A 22,015-nucleotide genomic window follows, 5' to 3' on the forward strand; every position below is an offset into this window, starting at 1 on the left:
ATAGCTGCAAGGGATGAGCATGCTGTTTGTACCTGTTTGCTTCGCCCTTGCAGCTTTCCCCCTCTTCCCCTTTTTCCTGTTAAAAAAAGCCTAAATACTTTTTTGTTTTGATGAGCGGTAACATTTCTGCCCGGTTGTACGTTTAATTTCGTACCGGCATTATTTCGCCATGAATAGTGCTTCGCTCAACAAAACCAAAGTATAGCCATGAACTTCTTTAACATTAAAGTAGCGTGCTGCTGCATGCTCTTTACAGCTACCGCTTTCAGCCAGACTGAAAAGAAAAAAATTACTGCACAACGCATTTCAAAATCATTAAAAATTGATGGTAACCTGGATGAGCCTGAATGGAAGACCGCACAGGTAGCAGATAAATTTGTAGCGTTACGTCCTACACCGTTTAAACCCGAAAATTCCGATAACCGGAGTGAAGTGTATTTTTTGTACAATGACGAAGGCCTTTATATCGGCGGCTATTTTCATGAAAAATATAAAGACAGTATTGCCTCTGAATTGACCGGCCGTGACGGTTTTGGTAATAACGATTTTGTAGGCGTGATCTTTGATACCTATAACGATAAGATCAACGGCTTTGAATATTTTATTACACCACTTGGCGAACAGATGGATGCCAAACAAGCACCCAACCCCAACGGTAACAGTGAAGATTTTAGCTGGAATGCCGTTTGGCAAAGCGGTGCACAGATTCACAGCGATGGCTGGAGTTTTGAAATGTTCCTGCCTTATTCAGCCATTCGCTTCGGTAATAAAAAAATACAGGATTGGGGTTTAAATATTGTTCGACGCAGACAAAAGAGTGGCGAACAATTATTCTGGCAATCTATTGACCCTAATGCCAATGGCTTTTTAACGCAGGAAGGTATGTTATTGGGGTTGCAGGATATTAAACCTCCAATGCGCTTACAATTTTCTCCTTATTTTTCAACCTATCAAAATCATGATGGCCTGGTAATTCCCGGAACCTCAAAAAATTCTACCAGCATCAACGGTGGTATGGATATTAAATACGGCTTAAACCAGGCTTTTACATTAGATATGACTTTGATACCCGATTTTGGACAGGTACAATCGGATAACCTTACCCTAAACCTTACTCCTTTTGAACAAAAATTTACAGAGAACAGGGCATTTTTTACAGAAGGCACCGAGTTGTTTAATAAGGGTGGTTTATTTTACAGCAGGCGCATTGGCGGGGAGCCGATACACCGCTACGATTTTAGTGTTGGCGGTAATGAACAGATTAATAAAAACCCATCTCAAAGTAAATTGTATAATGCTACAAAGATCAGCGGCCGCACACAAAAAGGATTAGGTATTGGTATGCTTAATGCTATCACCCGTCCGCAATTTGCCGAAATTGAAAATTTAAATAGTAAAAAAACCCGTAAGGTGGAAACCAATCCATTAACTAATTATAATGTTTTAGTGTTTGACCAAACATTTAAACACAACAGCAGCATCTCATTTATTAATACCAGCACTTTAAGGAGTGGGAAAGACAGAGACGCTAATGTAAGCGCATTGTTATTTGATTTTAACGACAAAAAAAATAAATGGAACGTGGGTGGTAATGTGAGCATGAGTAAAATTTTTGAAAACGGTAAAACAAAAACCGGCTATGCCCACAGCGTTTATTTCGGAAAAACAAGTGGCCATTTTAATTTTAATGTTTGGCAGGATTTAAGCAACAGTAAATACGATAACAGTGATCTTGCTTATTTTACCAACAATAATGAGATGCATAATGGTATCTGGATGGGTTATAACTGGACCAAACCTACTAAATGGTACAACAGGTTGGGTTCAAATATCAATGCACATGTGTTGAGCTTAGTTTCGCCGATTGATATCTTAAAACGTAAATCGATGATGTTTGAATCATTTCGTTTTAATTATAATTTATACGGGCAGCTTAAAAATCTCTGGCAGTTTGGCTTAAACTTAAATGCCGCTTCAAACTATAATGATTTTTATGAACCACGAGTTTATGGAAGGGTATTTCATAATAAAGGCAGGGTAGGTGCTAACGGAGAATGGAATAGTAATGAGGCCAAAAAATTATCATGGGGTGGTAACTTTTATGTAGGCGAAGGCGCTGTTACCAAACGTAAAACTTTTGCCTGGGGATTGTTTGGTAAGATCAGGTTCAATAGTAAATTCTCTGTAAGCATACAGGCAAATGATGAAAATAATACCAATCAACCAGGCTGGGCAGAAACTTTATATGCATCCAATACTTCAGCAATGGATACTGTAATATTCAGCCGGAGAGATAACCGCAATGTATCCACCGGTTTAACAGTTAAATACAATTTTACCAATAAAATGGGTATTACTTTAAACAGCAGGCATTCCTGGAGTAAAGTAGCACCATTGCAATTTTATGTGTTAAACCTGAATGGTGATTTGGAAACCCCTAATTTTGACTATCACAACAACTGCAATCAAAATTATAATTACTTAAGTACCGACCTGGTGTATACCTGGCAGTTTGCACAAGGCAGTTTTATTAATGTGGTTTGGAAAAATATTGGCGAAAACTTCCGCAGGGATTTTGAAAAAAATTATTTTGATAACCTGAATTACACTGCAAAAGGAAATAACTATAATAACTCCACACAGTTTAATAGCTTATCTCTAAGAGTAATTTATTTCCTGGATTATCTTACGGTAAAAAACAGGCATCATAAAAAAGCATAGGAATAAAAAGGGGCAATTTTAATTGCCCCTTTTTTATAACATAAAATGACTTTATTTAGAAGCGTTGCCTATCATAATAGCCGCCATTGCCAATCCTGCATCTTTTAAAGGCTGGGCAAAATTATGATCATTAATAGCAGGCATAAGATGAATAGTAAGAATAAATATAAACAGCATTAATGCCAGTAAATAACAGGCCAGCTTTTTAAATTTATTTATAAGAATTGCAATTCCTGCAAGCAGAAATCCTGCGCCGGTAATATACATCCATATTGATGGGTCGCCGGGCATAAAGGATGGAACGCCCATGCCTCCTTTTCCATATTTAAAATGTAAAAGGCCAAAGGCAATCATTACAAGACCATAAATCATTTCTGCAATTCTTGTTGGAATAATTGATTTCATTATATAGTTTTTTGGTTCAAATAGAAAAATAGTATTTAATAACGGGCTTTGCAAGAGTTTTAGTGTATTTGTGCAAGGCAAATATAACAGCAGCATACAGATTTTATCTTCGGCAAAAAAATACCCTATCGCATTCTGGTTAATGAAGCAACATAATAAAAATAAACAAGGCTGGTTGTATAAGTTATTCCGAGGCAGTATTACCAACCAGAATTGCAGCCATAGCCATTGCTGTATCTTTTAAAATGTTAGTATAATTGCCGTTTACCAAATGCTTTAAATGAATGGTAAAAACAAATATCAATAACATAGCTGCCAATAAATAACAGGCCAGGCGGGTAGCTTTATTTATAATGATGGCAATAGCGGCAAGAATTAAACAAGTGCCTGTTATATAGATCCACACTATTCCGCCAGGTATATAATCAGGAACACCACTTTTCATTTCTTCAGCATTTACAAAATGCAATACACCAAAACTACCAATGGCAAGGGCATAAATAATGCCGGCTATCCTGGAAGATATTAACTGTTTCATATAGCTTGTTTTTAGTTATATGAAAATTAATACTTAAAACCGGCTTTTACAAGTGGTAAATTATGAGCTGTATTACTCCATATTCTCAGGCCGCATCATTGGGAAAAATAATACATCCTGTATAGAGTGTTGATTGGTTAAGAGCATCGCAATCCTGTCGATACCAAAACCGATACCACTTGTTGGTGGCATACCATATTCCAATGCACGTAAAAAATCATGATCAATAAACATGGCCTCATCATCACCACGTTCCATTAATTTTACCTGCTCTTCAAAGCGTTCTCTTTGTTCTAACGGATCATTTAATTCGCTATAGGCATTGGCAATTTCTTTACCATTACACATCAGCTCAAAACGTTCAACCAATCCGGGTTTGCTACGGTGTTTTTTTGTAAGCGGACTCATTTCCACAGGATAATCGGTAATGAAAGTAGGTTGTATATAATTGCCCTCGCATTTACTACCAAAAATTTCATCAATCAATTTTCCTTTACCCCATTTTTCATCAGCATGAATTTTTAATTCCTTGCAAACATTTCTAATGCCTGCTTCATCCATTTCACTGATATCAAAACCGGTATATTCTTTAATAGCATCGTACATGGTAATTCTTTTGTACGGCGCTTTAAAATCAATTTCCTTATCGCCTACAACAACTTTGGTAGCACCGTTGGTAGCAAGGGCAGCTTTTTCCAACATCTGTTCTGTAGTATCCATCATCCACTCATAATCTTTGTAGGCCACATAAAATTCCAGCACAGTAAATTCAGGATTGTGCGTACGGTCCATACCTTCATTGCGGAAGTTGCGGCTGAATTCATACACCCATTCAAAACCACCCACGATCAATCTTTTTAAATACAATTCGTTTGCAATACGCATGTACATAGGTACATCTAATGCATTATGATGTGTGGTGAAAGGCCTTGCTGCAGCACCACCCGGAATTGATTGTAATACTGGTGTGTCTACTTCCAATGCGCCACGTTCGTTTAAAAATTCACGAATGGCATTTACCATTTTAGTTCGCTTGATAAAAGTTTCTTTTACACCCGGGTTTACAATTAAATCGGCGTAACGCTGGCGGTAACGGAATTCGGGATCAGTAACTTCATCAAAAGTTTCGCCTTCTTTTTCTCTTACTACCGGTAAAGGTTTTAATGATTTGGAAAGCAAGGTGAATTCTTTTACATGCACCGATGTTTCGCCGGTTTTGGTAGTAAATACATATCCTTTAATACCGATGATATCACCCAGGTCAAGCAATTTTTTCCAAACGGTTTGAAACATAGTTTTGTCTTCACCGGGGCAAATATCATCCTGTTTAATATACAACTGAATTTTTCCTACGGCATCCTGTATTACTGCAAAATTGGCCTTGCCCATATCACGTACGCTCATAATGCGGCCTGCCAGGCACACGTCAGCAAAGTCAGCTTTATTTTCTTCCCCCTTATAATTTTCTTTTATATAAACTGAAGTAGCGTTAACTGGATACAATGGTGCCGGATAGGCATCAATACCCAGTTTTTTCAGTTCTGTTAATTTTTCCCTGCGGATGATCTCCTGTTCTGATAAATGTTGTGTGCTCATAATTTATTTTAAATATACCTGCCGGTTATAAACCGTTCAGGGCGGCAAAGATACTTTATGCAACCCAATCGTCCATATTTGCTGTCTGTAATAGCAGAATAAGTAAACTGGCACTATATTGGTTTACCTTTAAAAAATAAAATTCTATAAAAAATGAAAAAATTATTACTTGTATTAATGAGTGTGGCAATGTTAAGTGGCTGTGATGTTTTAAGCAAATTACCCCAGGCAACCGGGCTTGGCGGCATTACCGAAGCAGAAGCTGGCCAGGGTATTAAAGAAGCTTTAAGCCAGGGATTGGCGGGAGCGGTATTGAAACTAAATAAGGAAGATGGCTTTTTTAAAGATGCCCTGTATAAAATTTTAATGCCACCTGATGCCAAAAAAGTAGAAAATACATTACGTAGCCTGGGCTTTAATAACCTGGTGGATAAAGCTATTTTACAAATTAACCGTGGCGCAGAAGATGCAGCAGGTTATGCCAAACCCATCTTTGTTAATGCTATTAAAAGTATGACTTTGCAGGATGCAATTGGATTAGTAAAAAATGGCGATACCAGTGCTACACATTTTTTCAGGGAGAAAACTTTAGATCAATTGACAGCAGCTTTTTTACCGGTGATAAAAACTTCGTTGGATAAAGTAGATGCTACCAAATATTACGGCGATGTAATTACCAAGTACAATAATTTCCCTACTACTATTAAAAAAATAAATCCCGACCTGGCCAATTTTGTAACCGGAAAAGCAACAGATGCATTATTTGACCTGGTAGCTATTGAAGAAAAAAATATCCGCACCAATATTGCCGCAAGAACAACGGATATTTTAAAGAAGGTATTTGGGCAAAAGTGGAATTAGTAAAAATGTGAATTGTGAATTGCTAAGCGGGAGTTAGCCTTTTCGCAAATACGGTCATTTATTTTGTTTTGAAAAAAAATCTTTAGCGGCCTTAACGCCGTTGTTATAAAGCAGCAGTTTATCCTGCTGCTTTGTTTTTTTTATTTTGGATGAGATATTGCCCTGGCTCACATATATTGTTCTGCCTTTTTCATTCTCAAGGTTAGGATATCTTCTGTTAATGGTTTCCATAAGAAGGTTAACCAAGGCTGAAAAATATTCTGAAAGCTTATTGATATCATAAGCCGGTATTTGAGTATTGTTATTATTTAAAGAATCTATTTGCTGCGGGCGCTCTAATTTAATACCAATAGTTTGTGTATTGAATCTTACTTTATCAGATAATAAAGGATTGAGATTGCTTTCGGAAGTATCGAAGAAATTGATGGGGTAATTACATAGCATGCCTCCATCCACATAAAAATTTACAAACGAACTTGAATCTGATTTTTTTATTTTTTTCAAATTATTGTTTAAAGCTACCGGTTCAAAATAAATGGGAATGGTACTACTTACTCTTACAGCAAGTGTAACAGGCATATCCGGAGCAGTAACATAGGAAAAAATTTCCAGCTGCTGTTTACTAAGATTGGTGCCGGTACAGTACAGGTCTTTATAATTGTTGTTATTTAAATGCAGTTGATGTAATTGACCAAAAGTTAATAAGGGTTTGCCTGTTTTATGGGCTACCAGTTGCTGTAACCATTTTTCAAATTCTTCTCCTTTATAAATACCGTATGCATTTTTAAATCTTTTATACTTACCTACAACGCCTCCTTTGCCATCATTAAATTTTTGTATAGGCAGTTCTATCATAAGGCTGTCAATCTCTTCGGCAGAATAACCAATGCTCACCATCATGCCAGCAATAGCACCTGCAGAAGAACCGCCTACATTTTCGATATGTTGTAAAATATTTTTTTCTTCCAGCACGCTGAATACACCTGCATAGGCCAATCCCCGTACACCCCCGCCTTCAAGCACCAGGTTTTTATAATCATATTTTTTTTGGGCAAAGCAAAGCGCAGGAAATAAAAGTACAGCGATTAGTTTTTTCATTTGGTGAAAATAGAAAATTGCGGCTGCAATAAAAGTTAAAGGCAGATTAATTTTTTAATCTGCCTAAGAAGCAATAGCAGTAGTTTGAAGGCAGGGATTTCTTTTAAGCGATCTTATCAAACTGCGGACATTTATTTTCTTTAGCCGGTAATTTTTTTTGATTGCAACGAATGAGTTGAATAATGTTGTACGATTTGGTATGGCAGAAAGGGCAGGCATGCACATCACCTGCAGAATCAACATACACACTACGGCTTCCTGAAAAACAACCTACTCTTCTCTGATGATAACCATGATACAGCATGGTAGGGTGTTTTGTATATAAGGGAGAGTGGTTAACCATTTTAAATATTTGTTCCAGCTCTGTAATGTGCTTTTCATCAAGCAATACATTTTTTCCTTCGTAGTGGCCTACGCTCCTTGGTTCCAGCACCTGAACAAATTGCACGCCCTGCTTTTTTGCAAAATTCATATATGGTATTAAATGGCCACCATCTATAAATGCTTTTGTAGCACATACACTAAGTGATACCACCATGCCTGCCCGGCGTGCAGCTGCTACAGCATTTATGGCGCTATCAAATGCAGCAGCATTGCCCCTGAACATATTGTGTAGTTCGGGTATGTAATGATCAATGCTTATTACCACTCCTTTGCAGCCTGCGTTCTTTAATAGTTTTGCATTTTCGGCTGTACAATTAAAACCGGAAGTAAGTACCCAGCATTCACTTTTTTTACTGGTATATTGAATCAATGGTAACAGATCTTTAAAACGAACCATAGGCTCGCCACCGCTGAAATGAAATTGCAATACCCCTTCACGCTGGTAAAGGTCCACTACTTTAAACAGATTCTCTTTGGTAAAAGATTCTTTTTGGTTAAGGTTGTCCCATTCAAAACAATGTTCGCAACGCATGGGGCATTTTCTTGTAATGGCAAGAAAAACAAAAGACAGTTTTTCTGTAACCGTAAGCGGCGAAGCATGCCGCCGTAATTCGCTTTTTATAAGATTATCATAAGCCTTAGATGGCCAGCCGGGTGTGTACTGGTTAAAATAATATTTGCCATCTATCTTATAGATCTTTTTTAAATCGCCTGCCCAAACATTATTACGCAGGCGGATCATTGTTGTAAAGGTATTCCATACTTTACCGGGCTGCTTTAAGATAATGCAGGCAAAATAAAAGATCCGCAGTTTTATCAGCATCCATATCAACCCTTTTTCAATACTGCCCGGCTGAAAAGAATCCACTGCCGGCTGATTGATAATTTTTGGTGTAAGGTTAAATGTTTTTGTACCTGGTATTTGTTGTAAACTGATGGCTGTTTCCATAATTATTAATGTTTATCGGCTGAATGTTTTTTGTTAGTAGTAAAACAGTTTAGTTAGATTTTGCCAGTGTCTTCATATTCTCAATGTTTATTTTTTTATACAACTGCATACCAAATAAAGGAAATGCGTTAGGCTTTTTAAACTGGTTTAAGAAACTGATATTGGGTTTGTTTTTAAAATCTCTTACATGTTCGTAATAACCTTTTGTGTGCAGGATATATGTACGTGTTTTGGCAGCATCATTTAAAGGGGTAGCTGTATAAGTGAGAGTAGCGGTATTGCCGATATCTGGTTGTGCTAAATACACTGCATCTTCTTTCTGCAGATCGGGCAAAACATTTTTCCCCAATTCATCAGTTGCTTTTTGGGCTGTTATTTTTTGTACACTGAAAGTATTTTCCTGCGAATAGTCAATAGCTGCATAATCAATTTCCCAAAACATAAATCCACTGGATAATTTTATTGCAGTAAAATTTTCAGCAGATTCAGGTAGTTCAACAGGTACCACTATATTTCTGGTGGCCAGTGGGCCAATGGTAGTGATATCGGTTATTATTTTCCAGCCAGTAGTTGTTTTTACCGAAACTTCTAAAGGTATTTTTTGCTCTTTGGTCCATTGTAATAATTCGGCTACAGGTTTTTTTTGCTGTTGTTTAATGTAAGTGCCATAATAATTTCCAAAACCTTTTGCCAGCTCACCATACAGCAGGTCGAGAAAATAGGAATTTTTTAAGCTCAATAATAGCTTTGCTTTTTTTGCGCCTGCCGGTTTATTGAATTGCATTATCACTTCGTTAGTGGCGTTGGCTGCAGTATCATCCATATGCAATAAGGCATTGTCACCTGCATTTTGTAAAGCCCCGGTAACATCTGCTTTTGTATTCAGGCTTGCGGTAACAGGCGCTTGCGGATAAGTAACAGTAAATAAATTTCCTTTTTCATCAGCAAATACTTTGCTGTTTTTATCATGGGTGATCACCCAAAGCTCTGCCATGTCGGTATATTGATGCTCATGTAATTCATTACTTATCTTAAGTTGTAAAGAACCATCCTGCAGCGGCGCCATTTTCAATGGCATATAATCATGCCTTGCTAATTGCGGATAGATGGCACCACCATAAATTTCACCCTGTAATGTAAAATCGTTACCATCGTATGCGCTTACAAACGGGCAGGAACTTTTTAATGCCGCAGCTATAATAAATGCTATTGCCAATCCGCCTGCAGTGTATCCAAGGGCACCAATTACATAACTGCTGGTAGTTCTTTTTTTATCTTTTTCAATCACTTCTATTTTTTCTACTTTATCCAGCTGCAGGGTATAATTGCCTGTTGCAGTGGCTTCGTTTGATGCAATATAAAAATGCACTTCATTTAAAACCGTTAGGTCGTTGGTATTGCTTTTATTGTATTGCATTTTTCCCCTTCTGCCTTTTACTAAATGTAGCTGGTGATTCTCTGGTAGTGTTTGCAGGTTACAGGTAAGTGATTTTTTATCCTCACTTATTACAATATTATTCATCAGGTAAGATAAACTGCCGTTGCGTAAAACAAAATACCTGCTCTGCAGTTTAAGGCTGTCAACAGTTGCAGCTTTTTCATTGCTGTTAGTGGCTGGTGTAGGCACAGCTTTGTAATAATTGTGGCAGGCGGCAAATAAACCGATTGAGATTAATGCGGCCAGTAAACAAGACAAGTTGTTTTTGAAGACGGGCATAAAAAAATATTTAGGCGGTTAAAAAATGATTGCTGTATGCTATTTCATTGTTGAAAAATTTCTAAAACTCGTAACCGGCAGTAATGCTGAAATATGAATTTTGTATTTTACTGATATTAGTTTTTACAGCACTTGTATTAAGAAGGCTGTAAGTATAGCGCACATTTGCTGAAAACCCGATTGCCCATTGGTACATTGCCAGTGCATTAACTCCTAGGTCGAAATTTTTTGTTTCGTTTGTTGCTAGTATAGTATTAAGTTTAAAAGCAGGAGATAACCCGCCACCTAAACCAAAAATGCTGTTACCGGTTTTGGTTGTATAAACTATATTCAATGGTATCTCGATATAATTATACACCAATGGGTTGGCATACGTATTTTGAAAATGTTGTTTTGCGCCTTTACGTACATACAATAATGCAGGTTGCAATAACAAGCTTTTGCGTACAGTATAATTTAAAAAGCAACCTGCCAATAAACCGGTTTTTGTTTTTTCTGTTACGCTATAAGACTGGTTTACTTCATCCTGCCTGCTGTTTGCAAAGGCAGCTCCCAATTGAATTGCAAATTTTAAGGTGTTTATCTTTTGACAGTATACGCCGGAGTTAAAAAAAAGAAGCAGTGTTATACACAGTAGCTTTTTCATAAAAGCGGTTTAAGGTTAAAGAGAATGTTGTTAATTATTGTTGTACTCGGGCCAGGTTTTTCTTCCTCTAAACTATTTTTAATAGTATAGTATTCAAACAGACAATTTGCAGTTGGCCTTTATGAGTTGGCAATTGTAAATATTAAGCCGTTGCCGGAAAATGGGAGCAGAAAAAAATAAGGATGAGCTGCTGCAGGCTGAGGGTTGTATAATCAATAGTGTTGGTTATCAGAACAAACCTGCCAACAGCCAAACTGAATTATAAAAAGCAACAGGAATAAAGTAGATTTAGAGACTTAATTTAATTGATGAGATACGTTGCCACAGCAATATTTTTATTGTTTGCTTTTTTTATAAAGGCACAGGATAATTTTCCGGGCAATAAATTACCCGTGTTTAAGCAGGTAACGCATCCTTTTATGCCGCCCATTACTTCAGAATATTTCTTTTTTTCGCAAGATGGATTAATGTGGTTTTCTACCGGCAGGGGTTTAACTTCCTTTGATGGATCGGATATTATTTATCACCCCTCATTGCCACAGGCAAATGGTTTTGGATTAAGCAGGATATCGGCAATGGCAGAAGACAAGCAACATAATTTTTACATCGGCACCCCAACAGGTTTTTATTACTATAACAGGCTGGCAAAAAGCTATACCAGTTTTACTTATACTTACCTGGATAATAACCAGCTGTTTAACCCGGGCACTAATGCTTTGTATCTTGATAATAATGGTATTGTTTATGCAGGATCCGGACTTGGAGGGTTATTGATATATGATCCGTATAAAAATATACTATCTCACTACAACCTGGATGCTACAAAACCAGATAGCTGGCAAGACAATCGTTTAAACTCCGTAATAAGTTTTGCAGCACATGCTACAGATACCGCTAAATTATGGGTGGGTACATACAATGGTATTTATTTACTGGATAAAATAAATAAAACATTTAGCCGCAACTTTGACATCGTTACTGACATCACACATAAATACAATCCTAATTTTACCACCAATAAAAACGAGATTGATGTGCAACGTATGGATGTGGCAAATGACAGTATCATTTGGTTTAATTCCTGGAGCGGTGGATTTGTGAAGTATAATTCACAAACAGGAAAGGCTGCAATTGTTTTTGGACGGGATGCAGTTTACAAATCAGGAAATGTATATTATGGTTACATCATCCCCGAATTTGTAAAATTAACAACCGGTAAATACCTGATTGGTATTTATAACGGTAAAACAGCCCTGTTTGATACCAAAACAAATGGTGTGATTTATTTTAATGCATCGGGAGTTAATTATCCGGAAGACGAAACAAGGTACACAACAACGGATCAGCATAATAATATATGGCTGCTTCAAAAGGGAATACTTTATGTAAGCGTTCCGGAAAAATTCCGTCTGCAAACAGTAGATGTACCTAACCTTACCCAATATAATTTTCATACACCAAAAATCAGGGGTATGTATTTTGATAGCAGCAGTGATTTTTTTAATGCTGCTTTTTTAGGTTCAACTGGTATTCATGTGTACGATACTAATTTTATACAGCAAGCAGTACTCAATACTTCTTTGATCAACAATTTTTATAATTACGGATCGTGCATTGATAATAAAGTTACCAAAGATGGCAGCGGCAGGTTATGGACAGCAGGGTGGAAAGTACATGTGCTGCAACCCGGAGAAAAATTTTTCACCAAAGTAGAAAAAAAAATACCGGCACTTGCATGGCTTGGAGCAGAAGACAGGTTTACGGATATTGCTACAACCCGTACTGGCAATATACTGATAAAGAAAACTGATGGGGTTATTTATCTTATCAATCATTTTACGCTGGCGGTTGACACTATCCGTTGCCCGGCTATTAAAGCTGATGGGGTTGAGATTAAAAGTGCATCTGCCTGGTATGATAATGAACGAGACCTGCTGTATTTAACCAGTAAGGAAGGGGTTGCACAATTTAATCTGGATAAAAAGAGGATGAGAATTATACCATACTCGTCTTTATTTGGAGGATTGCCTTCTCACCAGGGTGTTTGTGCACCTGCGCTGGATGCAGCAGGAAGGTTGTGGTTGATGACCACTAAATATGGGATGCGTATTATTGACCCGGTATCACTCAGCTGCGTAGATTCTATGCCGTATGGCAGCCGGGGCCTTATCAGGGGAGATTACACAGCTATTATTGGTGCATCAGGTCATTACATTTTATTGCGTTCTCAAAATGGCATTGTAGTTTATGATTATTTAAAACAACAATCTTTTCTGTTCGATCATTCCAATGGATTATCAAGCCCCGATAATAAATCTTTTTTATACTGCCATGGTTATATGTTTATAGGCCAAAGCAGCAGGTTTGAATATTTTAAACTGTCTAACCTGGATGATTACTCTTCAATAGTTGCAGCCTATCTTAATACTATTACTGTTGATACAGCTACAGTTTTTATCCGCACCGGCTTTCAGGATCAACAAAATATAAAATTATCCCATGAGCAAAACACATTAACTTTTTCTTTTTCGGCTCCTGAATTTTTCTTTCCGGAAAGGATCGAGTATGCCTACCAATTATTACCGGTTGATAAAGAATGGCATTATACCAATTATTTTAACCGCAAGATCATTTATACAAAACTGGATCCGGGAAAATACCGGTTTCTGTTAAAAGCGCAACTACAGGGTGGTAGCTGGGATGTAAAGCCGGTGGAATATATTATCGCAATTGTTCCGGCATGGTGGCAAACAATTTTTTTTAAAGCTGCCTGTGGGGTATTGCTGTTTGGCTTGTTTTTTTATTTTAACCGCAGAAGGATAAAAGGGATCAGGAAAAAAGAGCAACAAACAAGAGTACACGAAAAAGCGCTGATGGAGCTGGAAGCAAAAGCCCTTCGTGCACAAATGAATCCGCATTTTATTTTTAACTGCTTAAATTCTATTAAATCTCTTATTCAGCAACATGAGGAAGAAAAATCGGTAATGTATCTTACTACGTTTTCCAAATTAATACGAACACTATTTAATAATGCCGATAAAAAAGATATCAGCCTGTTTGATGAAATTGAAACCTGCAGGTACTATCTGCAACTGGAAGCCATGCGCTTTGATACGCAGTTTTCTTATGCAGTACATATAGATGAAGATATTGATTTAAAATCGATACAGGTTCCGGCACTCATCATTCAGCCGTTTATAGAAAATGCGATATGGCATGGTATAGTACCGCACAATAATGGGGGCCATGTGTCTTTACAGGTAATTAAAAAAGAAACTTTTATTGAAGTGATCATTGATGACGATGGTATTGGAAGAGCATCATCGTTACAGAATAAATCTGCCAGCGGAATAGCGCATCAATCCAAAGGAGTTAATCTTACCCAATCAAGATTGGAATTGAATAACCTGTTGCAGCAACGGCAGGCACAACTGTATATTATTGATAAGAAAAATGAGCATAACACTGCGGTGGGAACTACTGTTATAATCACAATTAAAGAAGAACTAACATGATACGGTCAGTAATTATCGACGACGAACAACATTGTATCCGGGCATTATTAAGCGATCTGCAACAACATTGCCCCAATATAGAAGTGGCAGAAGCATGCGCTTCGGCAAAACAAGGTATGATGGCGATAAAGAAATTAAATCCTGACCTGGTTTTTTTAGATGTGGAAATGCCATGGATGAATGGATTTGAAATGCTGGAAATTTTAGGGGAGATAAATTTTTCTATCATCTTTACCACCGCACATGATGAGTTTGCAGCCAAGGCTTTCCGCATCAGCGCTGTTGATTATTTATTAAAACCCATTGATGCCAACGACCTGAAAGATGCAGTGCAAAAAGTGGAATGGAAAATGAATGAGGGTAGCAGTGGTCACCATATCAGCAACCTGCTGCGTAATATCCGGCAACCTTTTGCTGAGCATAAAATTGCGCTGCCACAGCGGGAAGGGTATGAGTTTATTGATGTATCGGCTATTATTTATTGCCAGGCCGAAGGTGCGTATACAAAAGTTTTTATCAGCGATAAAAAAACCATGCTTATTTCCCGAACATTGGGAGATGTGGAAGAATTGCTACCCTCTGAAATATTTCAGCGAATACATCATTCCACTTTGGTTAATGTAACTTGTATTGCCCAGTTTTTAAGAACAGATGGCGGCTATGTGGTTTTAAAAACCGGCGAAAAACTTTCTGTAAGCAAAGCCAAAAAAGAAATGCTGATGGCAAGGTTAGGATTGAAATAATTCTTTAATAATCCGCCAGCAATACCTGCCATGCTTCTTTTACCTTACCTGCATCCAGCAACTCCTTTGCATAGCGATGCAGTTCCTTATCCATCTCTTCCGGGTTAATGGAATAGTATTGAATGATATTTTTAAGTTTGTCATCATTAAATGCAGGATCAACAAAAGGCATTTCATGTATATTACCTAGCTGGCCTAAATTATTACCATTGAGTATAGTACTGTTTTTTATTGATGCTGGTAAAGCATCTACCCCAATACCCAATTGTGTATTTGGTTTTTCTACTTTAAATAAATTGTTTGCATCTACTTTGCAATACCAATCGCCACCCAGCCTTGCCACATGGTGTATTTTGGTTTGATCAATTTTTCCTTCGGTATTTAAAATACTTTCGTCAATATGCATTACCAGCACTTCGGCAATTACTAAATTTCCTGCACCACCTTCTGTGCCTAATGGTTTTACTTCATTCACCCTGCACTCTAATTTTATCTTGCTCTCTTTTACCATGGGGGGCTTTACAACTGTAGCGGTTTCCATTGTAAAGCCGGCTTTTTCAAATTCATTAATATCTTTTGCAAATTCGCAACTGGCCAGCGATGTTTGCTGTACCATGTCATAATCCACAATATTGATAACCACCTCGGGTACTTCTACAACATTTTGTAAAGTGTGTTTGGTAGTATTGTCTCTTACTCTTCTTGCAGGAGAAAAAATAACGATCGGCGGATTAGAGGAAAATAGGTTGAAAAAACTAAATGGAGATAGATTAATGTTTCCTTCTTTATCAATTGTTGATGCAAAGCATATCGGCCTTGGGGCAATGGCGTGCTGCAGGTAATTTTGAATATCTGCAGAGGATAGATCTTTTAATTTTAGTAGCATTTCAATTTCCGAGTTACGTGTTACGGGTTAGTTTTGTTTTTTGATTGTTGTGCTTTATTTGCTCTTAAGTATTTCATCATATTCCCGATCTGGCTGCCCAATAACCTGGCAAACTCAATCATAACATTTACTTCTTCGTTGGTAGTGTATTTAACTCTAACTGAAAATAGTAAGCAACTTCTCACTTCTCCACATGAACCTTTTGCAATTCTCAGAAATCTCCAAAAATCATTGTTATTGCTATACTCAAAACCTTCTGCAATATTATTTGACACAGATTGTGCTGCTCTTTTTACCTGGTCTTTAAAAGAAAAATCTTTTGCAATTTTTGAATTGTTATCTGATAGTTCATAAACCATTACTCCCAAATCAATTGCTTTTTTCCAAATGTCCAAATCTTCGAATGATGTTATTGTGGCCATACGTTTTTGTTACGGGTTAAGAAAGTTACGAGTTAAGGGTTTGTTTTGTTAGTTGTAGATAACCACTTAAAGGTTGCGTCAAAATATCCGCAAACAATCAACAAACCCGTAACACTTTTAACCCGTAACTTTTCTAACTAGTAATCTTCTTTAACGCCAATATCGAAAAATCACTTTCTTCCTTCACAATAGTATTACTCAGTTTTCCTAATCCATCCACTTCCATTTCCACTACATCGCCTTCCTGCAGCCATTGCTCCTGGTAACCAGGGTCGTTTAATTTTCCGGTACCATTTAGTTCTAAAAAACAACCTGTGCCAACCGTACCACTACCAATAATATCACCTGCATAAAGATTAACACCATAGCTGGCACGCTCGATGATTTCTGCAAAGGTCCAATCCATATCGCTCACATTACCTTCGCTTACCTGAACACCATTAACCCAACACTTCATGGTTAAATTCCAGGCCTTGCCGGTATGGCCTTCCTTACAGGGTACTTCATATTGTTCCAGTTCATCTAAAGTTACCAGTGTGGGACCAATTACAGTGCTGAAATCTTTTCCTTTAGCAGGGCCAAGGTTCAGCAGCATTTCTTCCATCTGCAATGTTCTTGCACTCATATCATTCATAATCATCAACCCGGCAATATAGTCATCAGCTTCTTCGGCTTTAATATTTCTTCCCGATTTACTTATAACAATTGCTACTTCCAGTTCAAAATCCAGTTTTTTAAAATGATCAGGCATACAAATAATGTCACCCGGCCCTTGTATACTATTATGGTTGGTAAAATAAAAAATCGGGTATTGGTCAAACTCCGGAATCATGTCTACTTTCCTGTTACGCCTGGCTGCTGCCACATGCTGGCGAAACGCATAACCATCTCTGCAGCTGCTGGGGTGTGGAACGGGCGCCATTATTATTGCGTCTGTGAAAGGTGTACCAAAAGCTGTTCTGCCAGAACCGTCTTTAATACGTTGTTCAGCAGCTTTTGCCACAGGTGCTACATCGTCCCAGTAGTTTAAAAACATATTCATACTTACGGGAAGGTCGGGGTGCAGGGAATCAGTGTCGTATAAAACACCATTAACTAAAATGGCCAATTGCGGCTGTTCTTCTTTTAAATAAGTTACTAATTGCATGAAAAAAAAATTATTTCCAAAAATAGATAATTAAATACCGATTAAATTAACAATTGAAGTATTGTTTTTTAGAGTGAAACATTAATTTTGTATAATAAAGAGTATATCATGAAGTTCGAGAAGATTCATAATAAAGGGCAAGCCCGGCTATTTAAGAATCAATATCTTGAATACCTGACCAAAACACATCCCTTAGTTATCTGGGGATTATATATTCCCATCATCAGTTTAATGCTTTATTACACCAGTGCGGTAATGCATATTGCAATTGTACAGTTGATTGTTACTTTCTTAAGTGGTATGTTTTTCTGGAGCTTTTTTGAATATTGCATTCACCGTTTTGCTTTTCATTTTGTGGCGGAAAGTGAAAGAGCTACAAAATTTGTTTATCTCATACACGGCAATCATCATGAATATCCCCGTGACAGGGAACGGTTGTTTATGCCACCTGTACCTAGTTTAATTCTTGCTTCCGTGGTTTTCTCACTGCAGTACCTGGTATTCAGTTTGTTTAACACCAGTGCTTATGTGTTTGCATTTTTTCCCGGATTTATTTTAGGATATTTAATGTATGGTACCATGCACTATGCCATTCATGCATGGAATCCTCCTTTTAAATGGATGAAACCTTTGTGGCGTAATCATCACCTGCACCATTATAAAAATGATCATATGGGTTTTGGCGTCAGCTCTACCTTATGGGATCATGTGTTTGGCACTATGTTCGATCTGAAAAAAGAAAAAGAAGACAAAGAGAAAGTGCAGGAACTGATGTTCAAATGATTTTGCAATAGTCTTTTAAAAAGTATAGCGGTAAGTACGATGTACTTTTTCTAATGTAGCACCGGTAGCATAATGCACCGCCAGCATTTTTTCATTAAAATCTCCCACCCAGGCCAGTTCTACTTCTTTAAATGTATTACGGGGTAACACCTCCTGTTTAAGTAAATAGATCAAAGCACTTTCGATGCCCTTATTCTGATAATGTTTTTTTACACCCATCACAATTGCCCTAGCCCTGTCAACCGTTTTAATGTTGCTGTACCACAGGTATTTTAATTTACCCCAAAGGTCAAGCTTGCCATTTACGTATTTTAAGATCTGGTTGGTATTGGGCAAACAAAGCACAAATGCGATAGGCTCGTTGTTATAGTAGGCAAACCAAACAATTTTTTCATCAACAATGGGTTTCATCCTTTTAAATGTATCGGAGATGGAAGCAGAAGTGATTGGTGTAAAGCCTTCAAAATCCTGCCAGGCATCGTTGTATATCGCTTTAAAATCTTCTGAAAATTTTTCAAAATCCCTCTTTCTGAAATGTATAAAACTATAGCCAGGTTTTTTTACCACCCATTCCGCAATTTTTGTAAAGCGTTCCGGTACAGGTTTTCTAAGGTCGATAACATTGGTCAACTGATCGTAAGCTTTTTGCCAGCCAAAGTTTTCGAACAATTGCTGGTAATAAGGCGGGTTATAATTCATGCCCATAGACGGGGGCCTGAAGCCCTGGATCAATAAACCCCACCAGCTATCATTCTCACCAAAATTTATTGGGCCCTCCACCGCTTGCATGCCTTTATCTTTAAGCCAGTTTATTGCCGTGTTAAATAAAGTGTTGGCAGCTTCCTGGTTATTGATGCATTCAAAAAATCCAATGCCTCCGGTTGGTGTGCCGGTAGCGTTAGCTTTTTCTAAATTTACGAATGCAGCAATACGGCCTATCAATTTTTTATTATCGTACAAAAGCCACCTGGTGCAATGGCCATGTTGAAAAAATGAATTGGTAGACGGGTTGAATATTTTTTTGATTTCTACCTGCAGCGGGGCTATAAATGAAGGGTCATTTTTATATAATGTATGCGGAAACCCGATGAACTGATTTTCATCAGCCCCGGTAACTTCTGAAATGTGAAACATAAATGGATAAATATAGAAAGTACAAAATTACCACTTTTCTTCATTGTCAGTAGCAGAAGGTTTGTCAGAGAATTGTTTTTTAAATACGGCTTTTTGCTGTAACCTTTCAGTAATAAGCAGGGCAATCACATTGCCGGCATCGTCGTTGGGATTGTCAATCAGGTGCAACTTTAGTTTGTTCTCATCAACATCAATTTTATACAGTAAAGCTACAAGGCTTTCAAAATTATTCTTTATTAGCTGATTGATATGATTGGCTAACTGGCGCTGCAGTTCTTCAAAAGAAATTTTGTCGGGCAAAGCAATTGCCAGTGTACTATTAATGTCTTGTATAAGCGCTGTATTTTCAATCATACTTTTCCATTACACCTGTGCCAAATAAAGCAAAGTCGTATTTTACCGGATCGGCGGCATCTAAAGTTCGTAAATAGGCGGTTAATTCCAAAGCGGCCTGCCAATCGGTTTTGTTGTTTTGTAAAAGATTAAATCTTTTGGCTACTCTTGCCACATGTACATCAATTGGTATCACCAGTTGAGAAGGAGATATCTTTTTCCAGATACCAAAGTCCACACCCGTTGTATCATTACGTACCATCCATCGTAAAAACATATTTAATCTTTTGCAGGAAGATTTTTTTTCCGGTGATGCAATATGTTTTTTTGTTCTTTCGGGTACATCGGGCAATGAAAAAAAGTAATTGTAAAATCCTTTGAGCCCGTTTTCGATGGTAATATCTTTTTTATGTAATCCTTTAGTAAAAGCACTTTCTAAAGAGTTATGATGTGTATAATGAAATTGTAAAAACTCAATAAAGTACAACAGATCGGTGGTATTAAAAGTGCGGTGTTTAAACCCCAGCATTTTTTTTAACCGTTTAAGATCTTCATGCATACAAAAATCGTGTGGCGCATTATCCATCAGCTGCATCAGCTCTTTACTTTTATTGATGATGGTAGTACGGTTGCCCCAGGCAAAAACAGCTGCAAAGAAGCCGGCTATTTCTATATCCTGCTTTTTAGTAAACTGGTGCGGAATACAAATGGGATCAAGAGAAATAAAAGAAGGTTGATTGTAAAAATCAACCTTACTATCTAAAAATGCTTTCAAATTATTTTCAATCATCGTATAAACTACGTTGTAGTTTTTGTTGCCACGGATTACACAGATTTACACGGATGAATACAAATTTTGCTTACAGCAAAATAATATCGTCACAGATTAACACAGAAGATATGGGCCAGACCAATCCGTGTAAATCTGTGTAATCCGTGGCAAACTTTATTTACGAAGTGAATTAAACAATCTTTATGTTTATCCAATAGCTTTATCCAGGTCTTCTATTAAATCATCTGCATCTTCAATACCTACACTCAGCCTGATCAATCCATCACTCAAACCATTTTTAATTCTTTCTTCACGTGGTATGCTGGCATGCGTCATGCTTGCCGGGTGATTGATCAAACTTTCTACGCCGCCCAAACTTTCGGCTAATGAAAAGAAATGGGTAGATGACAACACTCTTTTTACTTCCGCTTCACTATCGTTCTTCAATTCAAAACTTATCATACCACCAAAACCATGCATTTGTTTTTTTGCAATGGCATAACCAGTATTATCTTCAAAGCCGGGCCAGTATACCTTAGCCACTTTTGCATGATTGCGTAACCAATGGGCAATTTTTTCGCCATTCTCACAATGTGCTTTCATGCGTACGCCTAAAGTTTTTATGCCTCTTAAAACTAAAAAACAATCCTGCGGACCGGGTACTGCGCCACAACTTTTTTGAATAAAGTATAATTTTTCTCTCAGCTCTTTATCATTCATCATTAAGCAGCCTTGTATTACATCACTATGGCCGCCTAAATATTTGGTTGCGCTGTGCATTACAATATCGGCACCCAGGTCTAATGGATTTTGCAAATAGGGAGAAGCAAAGGTATTGTCTACACAAAGCCATGCACCTGCCTGTTTTGCAATAGCAGCCATCGCTTCAATATCAGTTATATTCATCAATGGATTAGTTGGCGTTTCTACCCAGATCAATTTGGTATTAGCTGTTACAGCTGCTTTTACATTTTCCGGGTTGGTAGTATCCACATAAATGAATTTGATATTATAGCGCTCCCATACTTTGGTAAACAACCTGTAGCTGCCTCCATACATATCATTGGCAGCAATAACTTCATCGCCGGGATTCAATAATTTTATTACACTATCAGTGGCAGCAACGCCGCTGCTGAAAGCCAGGGCATATTTTCCATTTTCAATAATAGCATAAGCATCTTCCAATGCTTTGCGGGTAGGGTTTTGGCTACGGGCATATTCATAACCTTTGTTTACTCCCGGTGCTTCCTGCACATAAGTTGATGTTTGATAGATCGGCGTCATGATGGCTCCGGTGCTCGGGTCGGGCTCTGCGCCGGCATGTATTAATTTTGTGGCAAGTTTCATATCTTATATTTTGAAAAA

At 37.5% G+C, this 22,015-nt stretch carries 19 protein-coding genes; 5 read left to right on the plus strand and 14 right to left on the minus strand.

The window, feature by feature from the left end; all coding sequences use genetic code 11:
* Positions 1–207 precede the first annotated feature (207 nt).
* Entirely contained in the window at positions 208–2,721 is a 2,514-nt protein-coding gene (locus ACQ334_RS22000) for a DUF5916 domain-containing protein (RefSeq protein ID WP_430990434.1), read from the plus strand.
* A gap of 51 nt (positions 2,722–2,772) precedes the next feature.
* Here ACQ334_RS22000 and ACQ334_RS22005 read toward each other — a convergent pair whose 3' ends face one another.
* The 3 genes from ACQ334_RS22005 to lysS form a co-directional block, all read right to left on the minus strand.
* Positions 2,773–3,126, minus strand: a complete 354-nt coding sequence (locus ACQ334_RS22005; RefSeq protein ID WP_430990435.1) for a hypothetical protein — start codon at positions 3,124–3,126, stop codon at positions 2,773–2,775.
* A gap of 184 nt (positions 3,127–3,310) precedes the next feature.
* Entirely contained in the window at positions 3,311–3,664 is a 354-nt protein-coding gene (locus ACQ334_RS22010; RefSeq protein ID WP_430990436.1) for a hypothetical protein, read from the minus strand.
* Positions 3,665–3,736: 72 nt separating this feature from the next.
* Entirely contained in the window at positions 3,737–5,260 is a 1,524-nt protein-coding gene (gene lysS, locus ACQ334_RS22015) for a lysine--tRNA ligase (RefSeq protein WP_430990437.1), read from the minus strand.
* Between the two features lie 153 nt (positions 5,261–5,413).
* Here lysS and ACQ334_RS22020 point away from each other — a divergent pair, with 153 nt between their 5' ends.
* Positions 5,414–6,121, plus strand: coding sequence for a DUF4197 domain-containing protein (locus tag ACQ334_RS22020; protein ID WP_430990438.1), 708 nt, complete (start codon positions 5,414–5,416; stop codon positions 6,119–6,121).
* 54 nt (positions 6,122–6,175) lie between these two features.
* Here the strand turns inward: ACQ334_RS22020 and ACQ334_RS22025 are convergent, their stop codons facing one another.
* The 4 genes from ACQ334_RS22025 to ACQ334_RS22040 form a co-directional block, all read right to left on the minus strand.
* On the minus strand, positions 6,176–7,219 hold the full coding sequence (locus tag ACQ334_RS22025) for a patatin-like phospholipase family protein (RefSeq protein ID WP_430990439.1): 1,044 nt from the start codon (positions 7,217–7,219) through the stop codon (positions 6,176–6,178).
* Positions 7,220–7,322: 103 nt separating this feature from the next.
* A complete protein-coding gene (locus tag ACQ334_RS22030; protein WP_430990440.1) occupies positions 7,323–8,552 on the minus strand; it encodes a radical SAM protein in 1,230 nt (409 codons plus the stop codon).
* Positions 8,553–8,601: 49 nt separating this feature from the next.
* A complete protein-coding gene (locus tag ACQ334_RS22035; protein ID WP_430990491.1) occupies positions 8,602–10,269 on the minus strand; it encodes a hypothetical protein in 1,668 nt (555 codons plus the stop codon).
* A gap of 61 nt (positions 10,270–10,330) precedes the next feature.
* Positions 10,331–10,915 (minus strand): outer membrane beta-barrel protein, encoded by a 585-nt coding sequence (locus ACQ334_RS22040; RefSeq protein WP_430990441.1) that lies wholly within the window; start codon positions 10,913–10,915, stop codon positions 10,331–10,333.
* Positions 10,916–11,223: 308 nt separating this feature from the next.
* On the opposite strand from ACQ334_RS22040, the gene ACQ334_RS22045 reads away from it, so the two are divergent.
* Together ACQ334_RS22045 and ACQ334_RS22050 are read left to right on the plus strand one after the other, a co-directional pair.
* Positions 11,224–14,430 (plus strand): sensor histidine kinase, encoded by a 3,207-nt coding sequence (locus ACQ334_RS22045; RefSeq protein ID WP_430990442.1) that lies wholly within the window; start codon positions 11,224–11,226, stop codon positions 14,428–14,430.
* Positions 14,427–15,173, plus strand: coding sequence for a LytR/AlgR family response regulator transcription factor (locus tag ACQ334_RS22050; RefSeq protein WP_430990443.1), 747 nt, complete (start codon positions 14,427–14,429; stop codon positions 15,171–15,173). Before ACQ334_RS22045 ends, ACQ334_RS22050 begins: the two co-directional genes overlap by 4 nt.
* Positions 15,174–15,177: 4 nt before the next feature.
* On the opposite strand, the gene ACQ334_RS22055 is transcribed toward ACQ334_RS22050, so the two are convergent.
* From ACQ334_RS22055 to ACQ334_RS22065, 3 genes are all read right to left on the minus strand, one after another.
* Positions 15,178–16,059 (minus strand): flavin reductase family protein, encoded by an 882-nt coding sequence (locus ACQ334_RS22055; RefSeq protein WP_430990444.1) that lies wholly within the window; start codon positions 16,057–16,059, stop codon positions 15,178–15,180.
* A gap of 20 nt (positions 16,060–16,079) precedes the next feature.
* Positions 16,080–16,481, minus strand: coding sequence for a four helix bundle protein (locus ACQ334_RS22060; RefSeq protein WP_430990445.1), 402 nt, complete (start codon positions 16,479–16,481; stop codon positions 16,080–16,082).
* 133 nt (positions 16,482–16,614) lie between these two features.
* Positions 16,615–17,628 carry a fumarylacetoacetate hydrolase family protein gene (locus ACQ334_RS22065; protein ID WP_430990446.1) on the minus strand — a complete coding sequence of 338 codons (1,014 nt, stop codon included), beginning with the start codon at positions 17,626–17,628 and terminating at the stop codon, positions 16,615–16,617.
* 108 nt (positions 17,629–17,736) lie between these two features.
* Here ACQ334_RS22065 and ACQ334_RS22070 point away from each other — a divergent pair, with 108 nt between their 5' ends.
* Complete coding sequence (locus ACQ334_RS22070) at positions 17,737–18,411, plus strand: sterol desaturase family protein (RefSeq protein WP_430990447.1); 675 nt, start codon at positions 17,737–17,739, stop codon at positions 18,409–18,411.
* Positions 18,412–18,426: 15 nt separating this feature from the next.
* On the opposite strand, the gene ACQ334_RS22075 is transcribed toward ACQ334_RS22070, so the two are convergent.
* From ACQ334_RS22075 to ACQ334_RS22090, 4 genes are all read right to left on the minus strand, one after another.
* Positions 18,427–19,545 (minus strand): GNAT family N-acetyltransferase, encoded by a 1,119-nt coding sequence (locus ACQ334_RS22075; RefSeq protein WP_430990448.1) that lies wholly within the window; start codon positions 19,543–19,545, stop codon positions 18,427–18,429.
* Between the two features lie 27 nt (positions 19,546–19,572).
* Positions 19,573–19,899, minus strand: a complete 327-nt coding sequence (locus ACQ334_RS22080; protein ID WP_430990449.1) for a hypothetical protein — start codon at positions 19,897–19,899, stop codon at positions 19,573–19,575.
* Positions 19,892–20,653 (minus strand): TIGR02757 family protein, encoded by a 762-nt coding sequence (locus ACQ334_RS22085; RefSeq protein ID WP_430990450.1) that lies wholly within the window; start codon positions 20,651–20,653, stop codon positions 19,892–19,894. Before ACQ334_RS22085 ends, ACQ334_RS22080 begins: the two co-directional genes overlap by 8 nt.
* A gap of 204 nt (positions 20,654–20,857) precedes the next feature.
* Positions 20,858–21,997: a cystathionine gamma-synthase gene (locus ACQ334_RS22090; RefSeq protein WP_430990451.1), complete on the minus strand. Its 1,140-nt coding sequence runs from the start codon at positions 21,995–21,997 to the stop codon at positions 20,858–20,860.
* Between the last annotated feature and the right edge of the window lie 18 nt (positions 21,998–22,015).

It is taken from the genome of Ferruginibacter sp. SUN106 (assembly GCF_050611765.1).
Classification (GTDB): Bacteria; Bacteroidota; Bacteroidia; order Chitinophagales; family Chitinophagaceae; genus Ferruginibacter.

Excerpts from the sequence above, each read along its gene's own strand:
- ACQ334_RS22035 (WP_430990491.1), bottom strand. The coding sequence starts at position 10,269 with ATGCCCGTCTTCAAAAACAACTTGTCTTGTTTACTGGCCGCATTAATC.
- ACQ334_RS22050 (WP_430990443.1), top strand. The coding sequence starts at position 14,427 with ATGATACGGTCAGTAATTATCGACGACGAACAACATTGTATCCGGGCA.
- ACQ334_RS22045 (WP_430990442.1), top strand. The coding sequence starts at position 11,224 with ATGAGATACGTTGCCACAGCAATATTTTTATTGTTTGCTTTTTTTATA.
- ACQ334_RS22090 (WP_430990451.1), bottom strand. The coding sequence starts at position 21,997 with ATGAAACTTGCCACAAAATTAATACATGCCGGCGCAGAGCCCGACCCG.
- ACQ334_RS22030 (WP_430990440.1), bottom strand. The coding sequence starts at position 8,552 with ATGGAAACAGCCATCAGTTTACAACAAATACCAGGTACAAAAACATTT.
- lysS (WP_430990437.1), bottom strand. The coding sequence starts at position 5,260 with ATGAGCACACAACATTTATCAGAACAGGAGATCATCCGCAGGGAAAAA.
- ACQ334_RS22000 (WP_430990434.1), top strand. The coding sequence starts at position 208 with ATGAACTTCTTTAACATTAAAGTAGCGTGCTGCTGCATGCTCTTTACA.
- ACQ334_RS22055 (WP_430990444.1), bottom strand. The coding sequence starts at position 16,059 with ATGCTACTAAAATTAAAAGATCTATCCTCTGCAGATATTCAAAATTAC.
- ACQ334_RS22070 (WP_430990447.1), top strand. The coding sequence starts at position 17,737 with ATGAAGTTCGAGAAGATTCATAATAAAGGGCAAGCCCGGCTATTTAAG.
- ACQ334_RS22040 (WP_430990441.1), bottom strand. The coding sequence starts at position 10,915 with ATGAAAAAGCTACTGTGTATAACACTGCTTCTTTTTTTTAACTCCGGC.
- ACQ334_RS22065 (WP_430990446.1), bottom strand. The coding sequence starts at position 17,628 with ATGCAATTAGTAACTTATTTAAAAGAAGAACAGCCGCAATTGGCCATT.
- ACQ334_RS22075 (WP_430990448.1), bottom strand. The coding sequence starts at position 19,545 with ATGTTTCACATTTCAGAAGTTACCGGGGCTGATGAAAATCAGTTCATC.
- ACQ334_RS22010 (WP_430990436.1), bottom strand. The coding sequence starts at position 3,664 with ATGAAACAGTTAATATCTTCCAGGATAGCCGGCATTATTTATGCCCTT.
- ACQ334_RS22005 (WP_430990435.1), bottom strand. The coding sequence starts at position 3,126 with ATGAAATCAATTATTCCAACAAGAATTGCAGAAATGATTTATGGTCTT.
- ACQ334_RS22025 (WP_430990439.1), bottom strand. The coding sequence starts at position 7,219 with ATGAAAAAACTAATCGCTGTACTTTTATTTCCTGCGCTTTGCTTTGCC.
- ACQ334_RS22020 (WP_430990438.1), top strand. The coding sequence starts at position 5,414 with ATGAAAAAATTATTACTTGTATTAATGAGTGTGGCAATGTTAAGTGGC.
- ACQ334_RS22060 (WP_430990445.1), bottom strand. The coding sequence starts at position 16,481 with ATGGCCACAATAACATCATTCGAAGATTTGGACATTTGGAAAAAAGCA.
- ACQ334_RS22080 (WP_430990449.1), bottom strand. The coding sequence starts at position 19,899 with ATGATTGAAAATACAGCGCTTATACAAGACATTAATAGTACACTGGCA.